Source organism: Zobellia sp. OII3 (assembly GCF_002211465.1).
Taxonomy (GTDB): Bacteria; Bacteroidota; Bacteroidia; order Flavobacteriales; family Flavobacteriaceae; genus Zobellia; species Zobellia galactanivorans.
On the sequence record NZ_MWRZ01000002.1, the window covers coordinates 382,023 to 398,136 of the forward strand.

General features: G+C 43.9%; 20 protein-coding genes. 17 read left to right on the forward strand and 3 right to left on the reverse strand.

The window, feature by feature from the left end; translation table 11 throughout:
* Positions 1-34 precede the first annotated feature (34 nt).
* From B4Q04_RS08750 to B4Q04_RS08775, 6 genes are all read left to right on the forward strand, one after another.
* On the forward strand, positions 35-1,045 hold the full coding sequence (locus tag B4Q04_RS08750) for an XdhC family protein (RefSeq protein ID WP_088696577.1): 1,011 nt from the start codon (positions 35-37) through the stop codon (positions 1,043-1,045).
* The gene (locus B4Q04_RS08755) at positions 1,045-1,659 is read left to right on the forward strand and encodes an NTP transferase domain-containing protein (protein ID WP_088696578.1); all 615 of its coding nucleotides are present in this window, start codon (positions 1,045-1,047) and stop codon (positions 1,657-1,659) included. Before B4Q04_RS08750 ends, B4Q04_RS08755 begins: the two co-directional genes overlap by 1 nt.
* Complete coding sequence (locus tag B4Q04_RS08760) at positions 1,643-2,728, forward strand: amidohydrolase family protein (protein WP_088696579.1); 1,086 nt, start codon at positions 1,643-1,645, stop codon at positions 2,726-2,728. The genes B4Q04_RS08755 and B4Q04_RS08760 overlap by 17 nt, the downstream gene beginning before the upstream one ends.
* A gap of 101 nt (positions 2,729-2,829) precedes the next feature.
* On the forward strand, positions 2,830-3,846 hold the full coding sequence (locus tag B4Q04_RS08765; RefSeq protein ID WP_088696580.1) for a M4 family metallopeptidase: 1,017 nt from the start codon (positions 2,830-2,832) through the stop codon (positions 3,844-3,846).
* Positions 3,846-4,112, forward strand: a complete 267-nt coding sequence (locus tag B4Q04_RS08770) for a protealysin inhibitor emfourin (RefSeq protein WP_013995505.1) — start codon at positions 3,846-3,848, stop codon at positions 4,110-4,112. Before B4Q04_RS08765 ends, B4Q04_RS08770 begins: the two co-directional genes overlap by 1 nt.
* Before the next feature lie 12 nt (positions 4,113-4,124).
* The gene (locus tag B4Q04_RS08775; protein WP_013995506.1) at positions 4,125-4,808 is read left to right on the forward strand and encodes a haloacid dehalogenase type II; all 684 of its coding nucleotides are present in this window, start codon (positions 4,125-4,127) and stop codon (positions 4,806-4,808) included.
* 6 nt (positions 4,809-4,814) lie between these two features.
* Here B4Q04_RS08775 and B4Q04_RS22830 read toward each other — a convergent pair whose 3' ends face one another.
* Together B4Q04_RS22830 and B4Q04_RS08785 are read right to left on the reverse strand one after the other, a co-directional pair.
* The gene (locus B4Q04_RS22830; RefSeq protein WP_173427285.1) at positions 4,815-4,958 is read right to left on the reverse strand and encodes a hypothetical protein; all 144 of its coding nucleotides are present in this window, start codon (positions 4,956-4,958) and stop codon (positions 4,815-4,817) included.
* A gap of 271 nt (positions 4,959-5,229) precedes the next feature.
* A complete protein-coding gene (locus B4Q04_RS08785) occupies positions 5,230-5,856 on the reverse strand; it encodes a GntR family transcriptional regulator (RefSeq protein WP_231854774.1) in 627 nt (208 codons plus the stop codon).
* Positions 5,857-6,059: 203 nt separating this feature from the next.
* Between B4Q04_RS08785 and B4Q04_RS08790 the strand changes: the two genes are divergently transcribed.
* From B4Q04_RS08790 to B4Q04_RS08800, 3 genes are all read left to right on the forward strand, one after another.
* The gene (locus tag B4Q04_RS08790) at positions 6,060-6,863 is read left to right on the forward strand and encodes a hypothetical protein (RefSeq protein ID WP_123772349.1); all 804 of its coding nucleotides are present in this window, start codon (positions 6,060-6,062) and stop codon (positions 6,861-6,863) included.
* Positions 6,864-7,318: 455 nt separating this feature from the next.
* Entirely contained in the window at positions 7,319-7,774 is a 456-nt protein-coding gene (locus B4Q04_RS08795; RefSeq protein ID WP_013995511.1) for a cold-shock protein, read from the forward strand.
* Between the two features lie 65 nt (positions 7,775-7,839).
* Positions 7,840-8,523, forward strand: a complete 684-nt coding sequence (locus B4Q04_RS08800) for a DUF1080 domain-containing protein (RefSeq protein WP_088696582.1) — start codon at positions 7,840-7,842, stop codon at positions 8,521-8,523.
* A gap of 5 nt (positions 8,524-8,528) precedes the next feature.
* Here B4Q04_RS08800 and B4Q04_RS08805 read toward each other — a convergent pair whose 3' ends face one another.
* Positions 8,529-9,122, reverse strand: coding sequence for a pseudouridine synthase (locus B4Q04_RS08805; protein WP_088696583.1), 594 nt, complete (start codon positions 9,120-9,122; stop codon positions 8,529-8,531).
* Between the two features lie 126 nt (positions 9,123-9,248).
* On the opposite strand from B4Q04_RS08805, the gene B4Q04_RS08810 reads away from it, so the two are divergent.
* The 8 genes from B4Q04_RS08810 (at position 9,249) to B4Q04_RS08845 (ending at position 16,113) form a co-directional block, all read left to right on the forward strand.
* Positions 9,249-9,878 (forward strand): SDR family oxidoreductase, encoded by a 630-nt coding sequence (locus tag B4Q04_RS08810; protein WP_088696584.1) that lies wholly within the window; start codon positions 9,249-9,251, stop codon positions 9,876-9,878.
* 93 nt (positions 9,879-9,971) lie between these two features.
* Complete coding sequence (locus B4Q04_RS08815) at positions 9,972-10,865, forward strand: sugar phosphate isomerase/epimerase family protein (protein ID WP_013995515.1); 894 nt, start codon at positions 9,972-9,974, stop codon at positions 10,863-10,865.
* 10 nt (positions 10,866-10,875) lie between these two features.
* On the forward strand, positions 10,876-12,078 hold the full coding sequence (locus B4Q04_RS08820) for a PQQ-dependent sugar dehydrogenase (RefSeq protein WP_088696585.1): 1,203 nt from the start codon (positions 10,876-10,878) through the stop codon (positions 12,076-12,078).
* Between the two features lie 237 nt (positions 12,079-12,315).
* Positions 12,316-12,642, forward strand: coding sequence for a hypothetical protein (locus tag B4Q04_RS08825; protein WP_013995517.1), 327 nt, complete (start codon positions 12,316-12,318; stop codon positions 12,640-12,642).
* Positions 12,643-12,926: 284 nt separating this feature from the next.
* Complete coding sequence (locus B4Q04_RS08830) at positions 12,927-13,496, forward strand: hypothetical protein (protein ID WP_088696586.1); 570 nt, start codon at positions 12,927-12,929, stop codon at positions 13,494-13,496.
* Positions 13,497-13,548: 52 nt separating this feature from the next.
* Entirely contained in the window at positions 13,549-14,664 is a 1,116-nt protein-coding gene (locus tag B4Q04_RS08835) for a suppressor of fused domain protein (RefSeq protein WP_088696587.1), read from the forward strand.
* Between the two features lie 38 nt (positions 14,665-14,702).
* Positions 14,703-15,146: a GNAT family N-acetyltransferase gene (locus B4Q04_RS08840; protein ID WP_013995519.1), complete on the forward strand. Its 444-nt coding sequence runs from the start codon at positions 14,703-14,705 to the stop codon at positions 15,144-15,146.
* Positions 15,147-15,411: 265 nt separating this feature from the next.
* Positions 15,412-16,113, forward strand: coding sequence for a hypothetical protein (locus B4Q04_RS08845; protein ID WP_088696588.1), 702 nt, complete (start codon positions 15,412-15,414; stop codon positions 16,111-16,113).
* The last annotated feature ends 1 nt before the right edge of the window (position 16,114 follow it).

Consider the following 16,114-nt stretch of genomic DNA (forward strand, 5'->3'; position numbering starts at 1 on the left):
CTAGACCGATTGTACTTAAGCGATTCCGATTTGTATGACGCATGAACTAAAAAACATTATTAGGGCCTATAAGCTCGCCAAAGAAAAGAAGCAAAAGACCGTCCTCGCGACGGTCGTTGCTTTAGAAGGCTCTTCATACCGCCGACCAGGAGTACGTATGCTCATACGTGAAGACGGCAAAATGATCGGGGCGGTCAGTGGCGGCTGTGTCGAAAAGGAAATCTTTAGGCAGGCCCATACCGTCTTTAACGACGGTGTGCCCAAGATGATGATCTATGATGGGCGTTACCGATTGGGCTGCGAAGGCATTCTCTATATCTTAATAGAACCTTTCGCCCCAAGTACATCTTTTATAGAGGCCTTTGAGCTTACCATAAAGCACAGGGAACAGTTTACCATTCGTTCTTCCTATATCAAAAAGGAAGGAAGCCGTGCAGCCTTGGCTTCGTTCTTTGTTTTCGGAAAAAATAGAATTGGGCTAAGGCCCAAGGTCGTTCCATCCGACGATTTCCCTGTGTTCGAGCAACAAATGAACCCTTGTTTTAAACTGATTATAATCGGTGCGGAACACGATGCGGTACAATTGTGCTCCTTTGCTTCCTTAATGGGCTGGGAAGTGACCATCGTAGCTTCCGCAGCGGAGGAAAAGAACATCAACGATTTTCCTGGGGCCGACCTTTTCCTTAGCGAAGAACCTGAAATGCTATCCCTCAATACTATCGACGAACAAACCGCAATCGTCTTAATGACACATAGTTATGTACGCGACCTAAAGTATTTGTTAGCGATAAGGGAATCGAAACCCGTATACCTGGGATTGCTCGGTCCGGCCAAGCGAAGGGAAAAACTATTGAACGAGTTTATAGAGCATTACCCCGAAGTGGTGGATACCTTTTTTGATGCCATACACGGCCCTGCCGGTCTAGATATAGGAGCGGAAACGGCTCAAGAAATCGCCTTGGCCATTCTATCGGAAATACTTTCGGTAACCCGGGGCAAGGAAGCCATAATGCTCAAAAACAAATTGGGAAGAATACACACCTAATGAAAAATGCTCCACATCGTATCGCAATATTGATTTTGGCCGCAGGGGCGTCTTCACGTATGGGAAAACCCAAGCAGCTACTTCCTTGGCGAGACACTACGCTCTTGGGCCAGGCCATACGCACCGCAAAAGCGTCGAAGGCCTCAGAAATACTGTCGGTTTTAGGGGCAAATGCCGAAAAAATACGCTCTGGGGTAACAGAGCCCTTTGCCTTTACGGAAAATACGGCCTGGGAATTGGGAATGGGGAGTTCCATAGCGCACGGAACGGCATCCTTGATGGGCTCGGACAAAGATATCGAAGGCATATTGATCATGCTGGCCGACCAACCTTTGATCGAAGAAAGCTACCTTAACCTCTTGATCGATCATTCCATACGGCATAAGGATAAAATTATCGCCACCACATATAAGCATAGGGCAGGGGTGCCCGCACTTTTTCCCAAGCCGTATTTTGAGGCCCTGTTAAAACTGAATAAGGATTTTGGGGCCAAGCAGCTCTTGCAAAAAGAAGGAAGCCATATCATTAGGGTTTCTGCGGGACAGAACATCATTGATATCGATACGAGCGAAGATTACGAACAACTAAAGCATAAGAATGAAACTGAACATTAGCATCGCATTTTTGCTCTTGGCCTGCACGGGTCTATGGGCGCAAGAAATGAGTTTTGAAGACTACAACCCCAAATCTACCTTAGTGGTGCCCGGGCATGAAATAACCAAGGCTAAATATCCCTTTGTCGACATCCACAGTCACCAGCGCAACATGGGGGCTTCGCGCCTGAAAAGCTTGGTAGCCGATATGGATGCCCTCAATGAGGCCGTTATGGTCAACCTAAGTGGAGGGTCGGGCAGTGGCCTGGCCGAAAGCGTAGATAACGTAGCCAAAACCTATCCCAATCGATTCGTGGTATTTGCCAACGTCGACTTTGATGGGGCAGGAAAGCCGGGCTGGACGGAAAAGGCCGTGGCCCAATTGGAAGCCGATATTAAAAATGGGGCCAAGGGCCTAAAGGTCTTTAAGAGTCTAGGGTTGCGAAACGTGGATAATGAAGGAAAGCGATTGGCTGTAGACGATGAACGCCTAGATCCGATTTGGGCCAAATGTGGCGAACTGGGTGTGCCCGTATTGATACATTCCGCCGACCCAAAATCTTTTTGGGACGATATGGATGCCGACAACGAGCGTTGGTTGGAACTAAAGACCCATCCCCGTAGAAAACGGAGCGATACGGATCCGGCCCCTTGGCAGCAAATTATTGACGAACAGCACCGCATGTTCAAAAAACACCCGAATACAAAGTTTATCAATGCCCATATGGGCTGGTATGCCAATAACTTACAGCAATTGGGCCGCTTTCTCGATGAAATCCCCAACATGTATGTGGGTATAGCCGCGGTAATTGCCGAACTGGGGCGACAGCCGCAAAACGCACGGCAATTTTTTATCAAGTATCAAGACCGTATCCTCTTCGGGAAGGATAGCTGGAAACCCGAGGAATTCCCTACTTATTTTAGGGTCTTGGAATCGAATGACGAATATTTTCCCTATTACAAAAAATACCACGCCTTTTGGGCCATGTACGGACTCAACCTGCCTGACGAGGTGTTAAAGAAGGTGTATTATAAGAATGCCCTTGCTTTGGTACCGGGATTGGATCAAGGTTTGTTCCCCAAAGAATAAGCTTTTTTATTTCTTATTTAAGGGAAAAACTTAACGCTTAATTTTTGGAGGTAAGCTAAAAACGTACGAAATTACATCGTAAATCAGAAACCCCATTTTTTATGTGTACCCATGCCCAATGCTATATTGTACCTCCCTATTTGCTCGAAAAACTGGCCAAACTCGGCAACAACAGTTGTAAGAGGGCTTTGAACGATACGGGTAGGATTGCGGAACGAAGAAGGAACAGCCTTAACAACCTCTTATTACGCAAGCCGGAAGAGGGGAAGGGTGAACGCTATATCTACGACTCCAAAAACCGATTCGAACAACGCTTGGAGTTGGTTCGAAAAGAGGGACAGGAAGCCGTAGAAGACCCAAGTGTAAATAAGGCCTATGAGACTTCGGGTTTTGTTCGCGATTATTTTAAAGAAACTTTTGGCCTCAATTCCATTGATGGCAACGGCCTGGATATTATTTCCAACGTTCATTATGGCGAGGGCTATAACAATGCCTATTGGGACGGCGATGAGATGACCTATGGCGATGGTGACGGAAAGGAATTTACCGATTTTGCCAGTGCTATTGACGTTGTGGCCCATGAACTGGCCCACGGGGTGACCCAATTTTTTGCCAATTTAGAATACCAGAGCCAGCCTGGGGCTCTCAATGAGCACTTTTCCGATGTGTTCGGCACCATTATTAAACAGAAATACCTGAAGCAAGATATTTCAGAGGCCGATTGGCTTATAGGGGACAGTGTGGTTACCGAGGGATTTCCCGGCGTTGCCATCCGCTCTATGAAGGCACCGGGAACGGCCAACGATTTTGACACCCAGCCCGACCATATGGACAACTACTATAACGGAAGCGGGGATAACCAAGGCGTACATATCAATTCAGGAATTCCTAACAAGGCCTTTTATCTCTGCTGCCTTGAAATCGGCATAGATGACTGTGCCCTGATATGGTTCGAAACCTTAAAATCGCTCTGGCGCACGGCAGATTTTAACGATATGGTAGAAACCTTGACCCGTACCGCAGAACAACTTATTTCGGAAAACAAGGTGTCCGAAAAGGCAATTGAAGCTATCAGTAGTAGTTTTACGCAAGTAGGTCTAAGCCCAATTATAGCATAATGAAGTATCAAATCAACATAGAAGGAGGTTTTACAGGTATTCCCAAGCAATTTGAAGGGGAATTGAAACTCGATAAAGAAGCGGAAAAGGAAATGCTCGAAGCCGTCAGTGTTAAACGCGAAGACCATAGCCATTTAAGGGACGGATTTACCTATACGGTAAAGTTTAGCGATGGCAAGGAAGTCTACGAGTCACAATTTAACGAATCGAACCTTCCCGAGAATCTTCGCCGTTTTATTACCGATGTTCAAAAAGGAAGCCACTGAACTGCAGCTAAAATGTCGGCAAAAGTAAAGAAACCCGAGCTACTGATTTTCGATGTAAACGAGACCCTATTAGATATGGGACCTCTGGAAAATGCGATTAACGAATCATTAAATTCAGAACATGCCTTTTCCTTGTGGTTTAGAACCTTACTGCATTACTCCTTAACCGAAACTTTAACGGGTAACTATGTAGATTTCGGCACTATCGGAAAAGCCACCCTTAAGATGACCATGCGGAAATTCGGTAAAAACCTATCGGAAGATCGCTTGGATGCCATTCTGGGAAATATAAAGAAGTTGCCTGCGCACGAAGATGTAAAAGAAGGCTTAAAAATGTTGAAGGAGGCCCAAATCAAACTCGTGGCCTTATCGAATAGTAACGGAAAACTTTTAAATGCACAATTGCAATTTGCGGGTCTTGCCGATTATTTTGACGCTATTTTTTCTGTGGAAGCCGTAGGACGATACAAACCTGAGCTTGCTTCTTACAGGGCGGTTCTCGAGACCATGAAGGTTCCGGCAGAAAATACCATGATGGTCGCTGCCCACGGATGGGATATTTTAGGAGCCAAAAGGGCAGGCTTACGAACCGCCTTCGTTGCCCGTGAAGGACATGCCATCTATCCTTTGGACGGCACACCCGAACTAGAGGCGAAAACCGTTTTGGAAGTAGCCCGAACCTTATTGAAGAACTAGTAGCTACTAGTCCTTTATTCGTTCAGTATCCTGGCTTAAATCACCGTAGTCTTGAAAAATACCGCAAGAGTATTCCCTCTTTACCAATGATTTTTCTTCTCGCTTTTTCTTTTTGGCCAAAACTTCGATTTGTGGAGATAAGTAACCCATCTTATTGTTTTTTTTAGGTATCGTTAAAACGCCTGTGATTAAAAATTGTTGTCCTCTTTTTCGGTTTTCAATCGAATTATAGATCAAATGTATATCTGTATTTTCGATCCGTAATTCATTTTACAAAAACTTTGTGATTATTTAACCGAAGCATTGAAAATGAACAACATAAAGGTACGCAACACTTTGTACGATATCGATACGAATAATGACGCAAGAGCGCAAAATCACTGCAAAAAAACCAAGGGTTTACTGATTTTTATTGAAGAATCTATAACACCACAAGCTGCTTTTCGATATAGCTTTTTATGAGCATCCAATTCATTTTTAGAACCAATGCGGCCGATGGAATATTATCGTCTTCAATGGCCGAGATAATGGCGTCGTGCTGGTCGTTGGAATTATAGTGAAAGGAATCGTTGGACATAAAGGCGCGTTCATAGAAAAAAACACGGGTTTTGAGGTCCTTGAGTATTTGTTGAAAAACGGGATTTTTGTAGTTCGAGGTAAGCAGACGGTGAAACTCCATATAGGCATTGACCCGTTCTAGGGCATTCTCGGCCTTGGCGATAAGGTCCCTTTGCTTTTTGAGTTTGGAAATCGCCGCTTCGTCAAAGGTCGATTCTTCCAAGGCTAGAACTTCCAAATGGGCGACCAGCTCATAGAGGTTCTTTGCCTCTTCGGGGTTTACGGCCGCAATCACGAATCCGCGGTTGGGTATGGCCCGTACGATATGTGATTGCTGTAATTGGGTCAAGGCTTCTCGAATAGGGGTTACGCTCACCTTGAGCTGTCGCGCCAAGGCGGCCAGGTTGATGCCTTGTCCGGGCTGCAAATGGCCCTTTTGCATTTGTCTTAAAAGATGCTCCCTTACCTTGTCGCGTAGTATTATGCTCATTCCCATTCCGTAAATATATGAATCGTATACGATTTTACGATGATTTTAGATGGAATAAATTCAGGTTTCGACTTCATATAGCCATTGAAAATAGTTAGGATGCGGTTGGTACTATTTTTTGGGCCTTTCATCTGAAAAACGCCCGGAATCATACTAAAACACAGAAGATTGCGTTTTTAGTGCGTAACCCAAAAATTATGGACATGAGTTATTTATTCGAGAAAATGAAACCTTTCGCCCTATATGGCGCCCTTGCCTTTTTGGCCTTTAGTTGTTCTAATGATGACGAAGGCACACTAAATGACGGACAAGACCAAAAAGTAGATCAGACCGAAATCAAGACCGTTCTGGAAACCGACCAAATGACCAGTGCCGCGGATACCGTGATACAAGACCTTTTTACGAATCGCCAATCGGGAAAATCGGCCAAAGACAACAGTTGCTACGAAGCCGAGTATACCAACACAGGCTTTACGGTCGCTTTTGACCAATGTAAAGTCGAAGACGACGGGGAAGTGCTTAGCGGTTCATTGACCGTAACCTATGGCGGACAAGACGATTCGTATACCTATAGCGTAAGCTATGACAATTTAATCGTCGGTGACATCGAATTAGATGGTACCCGAAGTATCTCCCTTGATGCCGGGGAAGAAAATTCAATCATATTCAATGTGGTCAGTGATATGTCATTGACCCTGGCCGACGACTCCGTAATTAGCGAAAAAGGAAACAAGATCTCCACCATCATATTAGGAGAGGAATTCGGAACCGGAAAACTTACCGTTGACGGGGAATGGATCGTTAAAGCCGATGGCAATACCTATTCCGTTAATATCAAGTCCGACCTTGAAGCCGAGTTTGGATGTGATTACGTCGGAAAAGGCCTTATGGAGCTAACAAAAAACGGATTGACCGTAGATGTTGATTTCGGTAACGGCGAATGTGATGATATCGGAGAACTCACTTATCCCGATGGTACCAAAGAGACCATTTCATTAAAAGATTGACCCTCATAAATAGAGACATAAAAAAGCCCTTATCTTTATCGGATAAGGGCTTTTCTTTTGCTTTCCCATATAAACAAAATCCAATAAGCATGTAGCTAAAAGCGATGTATAAAGGGATTTTTTTTGTTTTTATCCTTTTGGATTCCACTAGCCCTAGAAAGGATCCCTTTCTATCCATTACAATGAACGAATCTTAAGCGAAGGCTTTGGGGTTTTGACCTCTTTTGCTTCAAAAATGGGCCCGAAGTTTTAATTCATATGGAAACCAGAATAAAAAAGCCCTTCCAGCTTACAGAATTAATTGCCGTATCAACCTAGGCTCAAGCACATTACCTTCTTTAATATAAAATGGGCCGAACATCCCCAAAGATGTAATTTCTTTGCCCGAAAATCATAATAAAATCAAAATAAATGCCTATCTTATCCTCCTAATTTTAAAACAAGAAAAATACCGAATGGCAAAATCGCAGCAAACCTATAATAAGACTGAAAAAGAGAAGAAACGTCTAAAGAGACGAGAAGAGAAACAAAAGAAGAAAGAAGCTCGAAAAGCTGCTGCTAAAGAAGGAGGCGAAGGTATTCCTTTTGCTTACGTTGACCATAATGGTAACCTTGTAGATACTCCACCAGATCCATCCCAAAAAGTTCAGGTCGATGCCGAAGATATCGTATTGGGCATTCCCAAGAAAGTAGAAGGCGAAGAAGAGGAATTTGACCCTGTACGTAACGGTAAGGTGTCCTATTTCGATTTCTCCAAAGGCTTCGGTTTTATTATCGATTCTGAAAATCAAGAAAAATACTTTGTTCACGTTAGTGGTCTTATCGACGAAATCGATGAGAACGACAAGGTAGCCTTTGAACTTGAAAAGGGAATGAAGGGTATGAACGCCGTTCGCGTAAAGAAAATTTAAGCGGCCGTTTTCAAATAATACAATATTAATAAAAGGGCAGCATGCTATGTCCGTTTTCTACGTCTATGAAAAAATTCATCTTAGTTTTTTCTCTAGCTTTTGCTACCCTATGTTCATGTACACCCTCTGCCAAGAACTTGTTCAATGGCAAGGACTTAAGTGGGTGGCATATTGATGTGCCGGCCATGGACAGCACGGATGCCAGAAACCCCTTTATTGTGAGGGACGGCATGTTGGTCAGCTTGGGAACGCCTGCAGGCCACATCATTACGGATGCTTCGTACGAGGACTTCCGCCTTGACGTTGAGTATCGTTTTGCCGGGGAACCGGGCAATTGTGGTGTCTTGGTCTTTGCCTCTACACCGCGCTCCCTTTATAAGATGTTCCCTAAATCCATTGAGGTGCAGATGATGCACGAGAATGCCGGTGATTTTTGGTGTATTGTCGAAGATATCAAGGTAGATGATATGGTGGAACGACGCGGGCCAAAAGAAGAATGGGGTATTACCGAAGGAAAGAAACGACGCATTGTCAACCTGACCGATGGTTCGGAAAAACCCGTAGGGGAGTGGAACCATATGACCATAGAATGCCTGAAAAACGAGATCAAGGTTTGGGTAAACGGCGATATGGTCAACCATGGCTATGAGGCTACCGCCCAGAGCGGACAAATTGCCCTACAGGCCGAAGGTTCTGAAGTCGAATTTAGAAAAGTAGCGCTTACCCCAATTCAAAAATTGACCGAGTAATTCGATCATTCGAGATTTAGTACCGCAGGCATATCCGGAAAATCGATAACATCGGACGGATTCATGCCTTGCAAGGTCACCGACCCGATACGTACCCGCACCAATCGCAAGGTAGGAAAGCCTACCGCCGCCGTCATTTTTCGTACTTGCCGAAATTTACCTTCCGTTAAGGTCACCGATAACCAAGAATTAGGCCGATGCGTCCCCACACGCAATAAGGGGTGGGCCTTAGGAAAACCCGGGTCTTCCTTTATCAATCGCGCCGCACAGGGCTTAGTACGGTATTTTTTACCTGCAATACCGATTTCCACGCCTTGCTGAAGTTCTTCTATGGCTTCCGGACTAATGCTACCGTCCAATTGGGCATAATATTCCTTTTCTATGCCCGACCGGTTCACCGTATCGCTCAATTTTCCGTCCGTCGTCATTAAAAGGAGTCCCTCCGATTTTTCGTCCAGCCTTCCTATAGCCATACTTCCTTCTACAAAATCATACAGTTCGCTTATAAAGCGCTTGGTACGTTTCTCCTTTACATTGTTCGACCCCATCTGACTGATGAGTCCGAAAGGCTTATAGATCTTATAATGCTGATGGGCCATTCAAAAAAAATTATGCCGCAAAGGTAGGGAAGCGCAACGGAATGTTTTTGGGGCAAAAAGGAATCATTCTGGATCAAGCCGCGCCATAGCTTAGACGTAACTTTGTAGGAACAAAAAAACGATGAAATGGAAAATGTATTAGTAGCGGGTGCCAACGGTACCACAGGAAAAAAGATAGTAGCCTTACTCAACGAATCACAATATTTCACCCCCGTGGCCATGGTGCGCAAGGCATCGCAACAGGCTCAATTTGAAAAGGATAACATTGCCACGGTCTTGGGCGACTTGGAAGAGGATATATCGCATACGGTAAAGGACATCGATAAGGTAATATTCGCCGCCGGTTCAGGAGGGAAGAAAGTTAAGGAGGTGGATGAAGAGGGGGCCAACAAACTGGTAGATGCCTCAAAATCCGTCCATCTAAAAAAATTCGTAATGCTGAGTTCCATGGGCGCCGATAGGCCCGAACAGGCAAGCGACCTAAAGGAATACCTTAAGGCCAAGCACAATGCCGATGTATATTTAAAGGAAAGCAAGCTTACCTATGCCATCGTACGCCCCGGTTCATTGACCAACGATAAGGGAAGCGGAAAGATCAAGGCCGCGTCGAGCTTAGGCCAATCCGGCTCCATTAGCAGGGACGATGTAGCCCAAACCTTAGTCCGTGCCCTCCACGATGACGCCCTTACCAATGCGACCATAGAAATTCTAGAAGGCGACACCCTTATCGGGAAAGCACTGGAATCGGTTTCATAAATCGTATAAATTTTCGTTCTCCCAAAACTTTGTAATATATTCGGGTTTGCCTTATCGGGCAGACCCTTTTTTTTGAATGAGATATCGCCAATAATGGAACGAAGAGATTTTATTAAACGGAGTACATGGGCATCGGCCGCAACCCTACTGCCCATTACCAAATTTCCCTTGGCCCGTAAACCCAAGTTCAAAATGGGCCTACAGCTGTTTACCATTCGCGATGCCATGGCGAAAGCCCCTATAGAGAGCCTTAAAAAGGCAAGGGCCATGGGCTATGAAGACCTTGAGATTTATGGTTTTGACCCAGACCGTATCGGGTATTACGGGTATAGGGCAGGGGAGTTCAAACAGATTTTGGATGATCTTGACCTGACCGTCTCTAGCGGACATTATAATTTTTCGTCTTATTTTGACAAACCCGAAGACGAGCTAAAAGCCTATTTGGACGCCTGTATCAAAGGGGCCCAAATCCTGGACAAACCCTATATTACCTGGCCTTGGTTGGCCCCCGAGTTTAGAACCCTTGAAAACTTTAAGGTACTAAGTGGTAAATTGAATTGGATGGGGGAGCAGGTAAAGGCCGCAGGCTTGGGTTTTGCGTATCACAACCACGATTTTGAATTTACCGACCACAATGGGCAAACCGGTTATGATATTATCCTAAGGGAAACCGACCCTGATTTGGTCAAGTTGCAGATGGATATGTATTGGGTGGTACATTCGTCAAACAGTACCCCACAAGAGCTTATTGCCCAACATCCGGGGCGTTATGTCATGTGGCATATCAAGGATATGGATAAAGTGAGCCGCGACTATACCGAACTGGGCAATGGCTCCATTGACTACGTAAAAATGCTGTCGCAAATCGACCCTGATGCCCTAGCGTATTATTATATTGAGCAAGGCGGAAACTTCGCCCACAACGACATGCAGAGCATTGCCGATAGCGCTACGTTCTTTAAAGAAAATTTAAAAAAATACCTCTAACAACAAACACATGAAAAACCTTACCCTAAAAACATTTGCAGCCGCCCTGATAATGGTTGGCTTTACGGCCTGTAACGACAAAAAGGAAAAAACCGAAGAAAAGGAACCCGCGGTAAGCTATGACGAAGCCAAGTCCCAACTCCCCATTGACCGCCTGAACTTACCCGATGGATTTAAGATAGAGGTATTCGCCGACAGTATCGATGGTGCACGCTCTATGGCCATGGGTGACGACGGGACTCTTTTCGTGGGCACTAGAAACGACAAAAGGGTATATGCCATTCAAGACCGTGATAAGGATTTTAAGGCGGACAGAGTGATTGAGTTGGATACTATTTTTGATTCGCCCAACGGAATCGCTTTTAGAAATGGCTCACTTTATGTGGCCGATGTAAGCAAACTCTTCCGTTATGACAATATTGAGGCCAATTTAGACAGTGTACCCGAACCCAAGCTCGTGTATGACGATTTTCCCGAGGCCTTTCATCACGGATGGAAATACATTGCCTTTGGCCCCGATGACAAATTGTACGTTCCCGTAGGCGCTCCCTGTAACATTTGTGATTCTACCGTGGTAGATGAGCGTTTTGCCAGCATTAGCCGTATGGACCCCGATGGAAGCAACCGCGAGATCTATGCTAGGGGCGTTCGTAATACCGTAGGTTTTACATGGCACCCAGAAACCAAGGAAATGTATTTTACCGATAATGGCAGGGATATGATGGGCGATGATATTCCTCCCTGTGAATTGAACCAGGTCACGGAGGCCGGACAGCATTATGGCTATCCGTTTTGCCACGGTGGTACCATCAAGGATCCCGAGTTCGGAGACCAACGCCCATGCTCCGATTTTGTAGCGCCCATTCAGACCCTAGGAGCCCATGTAGCCCCCTTGGGCATAAAGTTTTATACCGGAGCTATGTTTCCCGAAAAATATAAAAAATACGCCTTTATCGCCGAACACGGCTCGTGGAACCGCTCTAAAAAATCTGGCTATAGGATTTCTTTGGTGAAAATCGAAAACAATGAAGCGGTAGCTTATGAAACCTTTATAGACGGCTGGTTGGACGAAGAAAGCCAGGAAGCCTTTGGAAGGCCCGTAGATGTGCTATTCCTTGAAGATGGCTCCCTTCTGATTTCCGATGATTTTGGCGATGCCATTTATAGGGTGACCTATACTGGCGAAAGCGGACAGTTGGCCAGCGCCGAGTAGTTCAACTCCTGATAACCCCCCCCTTTTTGAAGGGGGATGCCCGTAGGGCAGGGGAGGTATTCCCCGATTAAGGCAAGGCTCCTACTCGTGGTATCCGCACAGCGATATATGAGATACTTATTTTTGACGTTGTCAATTTAGGATAGCATTAATGATGATATCCCATTCGTGGCGTGCATTGGAAAAATTCAGACTACGAAGAATGACAAATGAATTTTACTCACTTTACTAATTGCTATGAGCCTATTTAACCTATTCGGAAAAGGAAAAAACGACCAAAACAAACCGGAATTTAAATTTAACGACCCCGAAAACAAGGCCGTTTTTACCTGCAATCATGTAGTTGATGAAAAATGTCCGATACTATATGCATCGCACGATACGGATGGAGATTGGCAATTCTTATGTGGAGGGAACGACCACACGGAAGAAAACGCAAAACTCATTTCTTTAAAAAATGCTGTGGAACTCGATAACACCCTGAACGAATTGTTTGAAATGCCCATTGGAGTTGGGGCAGAGCGGAATGGAATAGGGGGAAAATGGGAGCCGTTTAGACTTTAAAACTAACGGTAAAGACCGAAGCACCACCCCTTCATTAAAGATGCTGCCCCCCTAGTTTCCATGCATCACCCCGACCAAAAAAAACAAACCAATACAAGGTCCGAATAGAGTCCCCCTTTGAAGGCGCGCGCAGGCAGGGCGGGGGAGGTATTCCTCGATTAGGGCAAGCCTCATCCTTATGTTATCCGTAAAGCGATATAAGAGATGCTTATTTTTGACGTTATCAATTTAGAATAGCATCAATAATCACATCCAATTATTGACACAATTAAAAAAAATGTACTATGGGGATTTTTAATTTCTTTAAAAAGTCTAAAAAAAGTAACAATTTAGAGACAAAAGCTGAATCCCTAGAAATAAATACTGAAAACATAAAAGGTTTAGCTTCCTTAGCACTTAAGGATAATGATGCTGAAAAAATAATCAATAAGCTAGCAGAGTTGTCTAAAAACACTGATAATGAGTTCATTGACGAAGGCCATCTCTTTACTTCTATGGAACTTTATGATTATATGTGTGAAGAAGATATATACATGTATGGCTATTTTGATTGGAGAGAAGAAAGCGAAAATTTTGATAGGTTCATTAAAATAGCATTGGATAAAAATTTTTCATTAAAGCTCGAAGAGCCCCATATTTGTGATTTGAACGAATTGGGAACCATTGGTTTAGTCTATAGATTATATGGTAGAGTTCTTGAGAAAAAAGGGATAACCCTATGTGCTATTAATACGCTATCGGATAGTTATACGATTATGCTGGTCGAAACAGATAGCTATAAACTTTTTGAGAATTTTGTCAATAATTTAACAGAATACGAACCACTACATTTTTCTCAAGAATGGCCCGTTTAATTATATCAAAACATACCTAACGTTATAACCAACTCGACCAAAACACCAAAGCATGAGTTTCCTAAAAAATATATTTTCATCCGAAGAAGAAGAATTTCAAGAAGCCGAAGTCCTGATCGAGGAAGCATCACCTTCTTGCCCGATTAAAGCATTTGTGGAACAAGACAACCGAGTCGTCTACTTTTATTTATGGGGAGATGAAAAAACAAATTTTGGGGTAAAATCTTGCTGGGTTAGAAATCTAAAAAAAGCCCCGGCCAAATTGGAAGAAAAATTAATGGACAAGGGCATTCCCCCTATGCTGCCCGAACAATTTTGTAAGTTCAAGGAAGGACAGGGGAAACTGGATCCAAATGATTTGGAAATTATTTGGACCGAAGAAGGAGATGCCGCAAGTCTTTTAGCAAATGGGGAAGTAATTGCCATCATCCCAAGCTGGGGAGGAAAAAATGGCTTTTATGGATATGCAAGGGATTGTATCGGACAAGGGGATTTTGCTTGGGAATTGACAAAATCAAATGAATTTTTGGACAGGATACAACAATCTAAGGCCTATTGGGATTCTTGGGGCAATGAATTGAACCCTTTTCAAATTCAACAACCCTTGATATTAGGCACCTACGATGAATCGTTTGGGAAGCACGACAAGTATTACGCCATAGATGGAAACGAATGGCCGCCTAAAGGCCTCTATTTGAGAGCGGGCGAGTCAAAAACGGTCTTTGCGACAGTGGGACTTTCCTTAGTCCCTATGCCCTTGGTTGAGATGTACTTTGAAGACCGGTTTGAGTCGAATCGGATCGAGCTCGGAATTATATTGAATTCCGTTTTTTCCGATGATGAATTACAGGAAATGGCTAGGTGGATAAGTGCCCAATCTTCTATCCCTTGGGACCATATTACGTTTTTAGGCGAAGGGCACACCATCAATTTTATGCGTTTTAATTCTTCAATATTCAATTTTGTTTGGCTCACCAATAGATTGGACATCCTCCCTAAGCCAGAACTAGAGGACTATCGTGGCTCAAAAATCAATTTCCTATGGATGGTGCCCATATCAGAAAGGGAAAGAAAGGAAATTATGGACAATGGTAGCGATTCGGTTATTGAGAAGTTTAACGAATTAGGTAAAGACATATTTTCACTTCAACGCAAGGAAATAGTATAGTACTACTGGCTCTCATTTGAAAAACCATAACGCGCATAATGATCAGGAAATATTCAAATAAGGATAAACCGAAAATAATCGAATTACTACGAAAGAATACTCCTGCTTTTTTTGCTCCTTCCGAAGAAGCCGATTTATCAAACTATCTTGATCGCGAAGTGGAAGATTACTTTGTCTATGAAGAGAATGCCGTCATTATTGGAGCAGGAGGGATAAATTACTTCCCTAAATTAAGACTTGCCCGAATTTCGTGGGATATCATCAACCCAAATTTCCAAGGAAAAGGCGTGGGAAGAACGTTGATACAACACCGGCTTGATCATTTGAAGGGGATTGAAAATATGGATTCAATCGTCGTTCGAACAACACAATTGGCCCATAAGTTTTATGAAAAAATGGGATTCGAACTTGAAAAAACGGAAAAGGATTTTTGGGCAAAAGGTTTTGACCTTTACCAAATGAAGATGCCCCATAAAAAATAAGGCATTCCCGCTTCGTTAGGGAAGGTTAGTCCCACACCACATAGGCATCCTGACCAGAAAAAATCAAAGCCATACAAGATCCAAATACAGTCCCCCTTTGAAGGGGGTATGTACTTCCCGGCTGACACAAGTATCCCTACGCCTGCCACAAGGTTACGAGAGATTTACTACCTTAGTTGCTATAAGTAGAATAGCATCAATGACTATACCCTCCTGGTATGTGACTTGAAAACAGCATAGAACTACGAATTCAAATAAAGTCAAAGTGAGCCTATTCTCGTATCATTTAGTAAAACTTCCCTTTTTTGATGCGATGAAAGGCATATTCTCGAATCCGATTGCCAAGAATACGAAAGGGCTGATCCACTCGGAATATATGACGGCAATGACCCTGGGCGCTCCTATCTTATCCTCGTCTCGAATCTTACTCGGGCAAGTGGCCGTTTTTATGCAATGGGAAAACGAAAGTGCCCTTGAAAACTATTTGAAAGAAGACCGTTTTGGACGTAGGCTCGCTAAAGCTTGGCACGTGCGCCTGTCCTTTATTAGGGAATGGGGAAAGTTTAGCGGGTTTGAAATACCAAAGCACAGAGCGCAACCGGAAAGTTCAAATGCGCCTGTAGTCGCAGTCACCATAGCACGAATGAAGCCATTGGCCCTTCCAAGGTTTATTCATTGGGGAAGACCTGTAGAAAAACTGGTGAGAGACCACCCGGGTACGGTACTTTCATTAGCGTCTATCAATTTTCCCAATACCGTCTCGACTTTTTCGATTTGGAAAACGGAAAAAGAAATGACCGATATGGTCCATGGTCATAGTGCGGTAGAAAGCCCTCAAAGACATTCTGCCGCCATGAAAGAAAGAGAAAGAAAGAACTTTCATTATGAGTTTACTACTTTAAGGTTTAAGCCTTTGGGCGAATTCGGCGAGTGGAAAGGGAAATCAAATTTTATTCCCACCACATAAG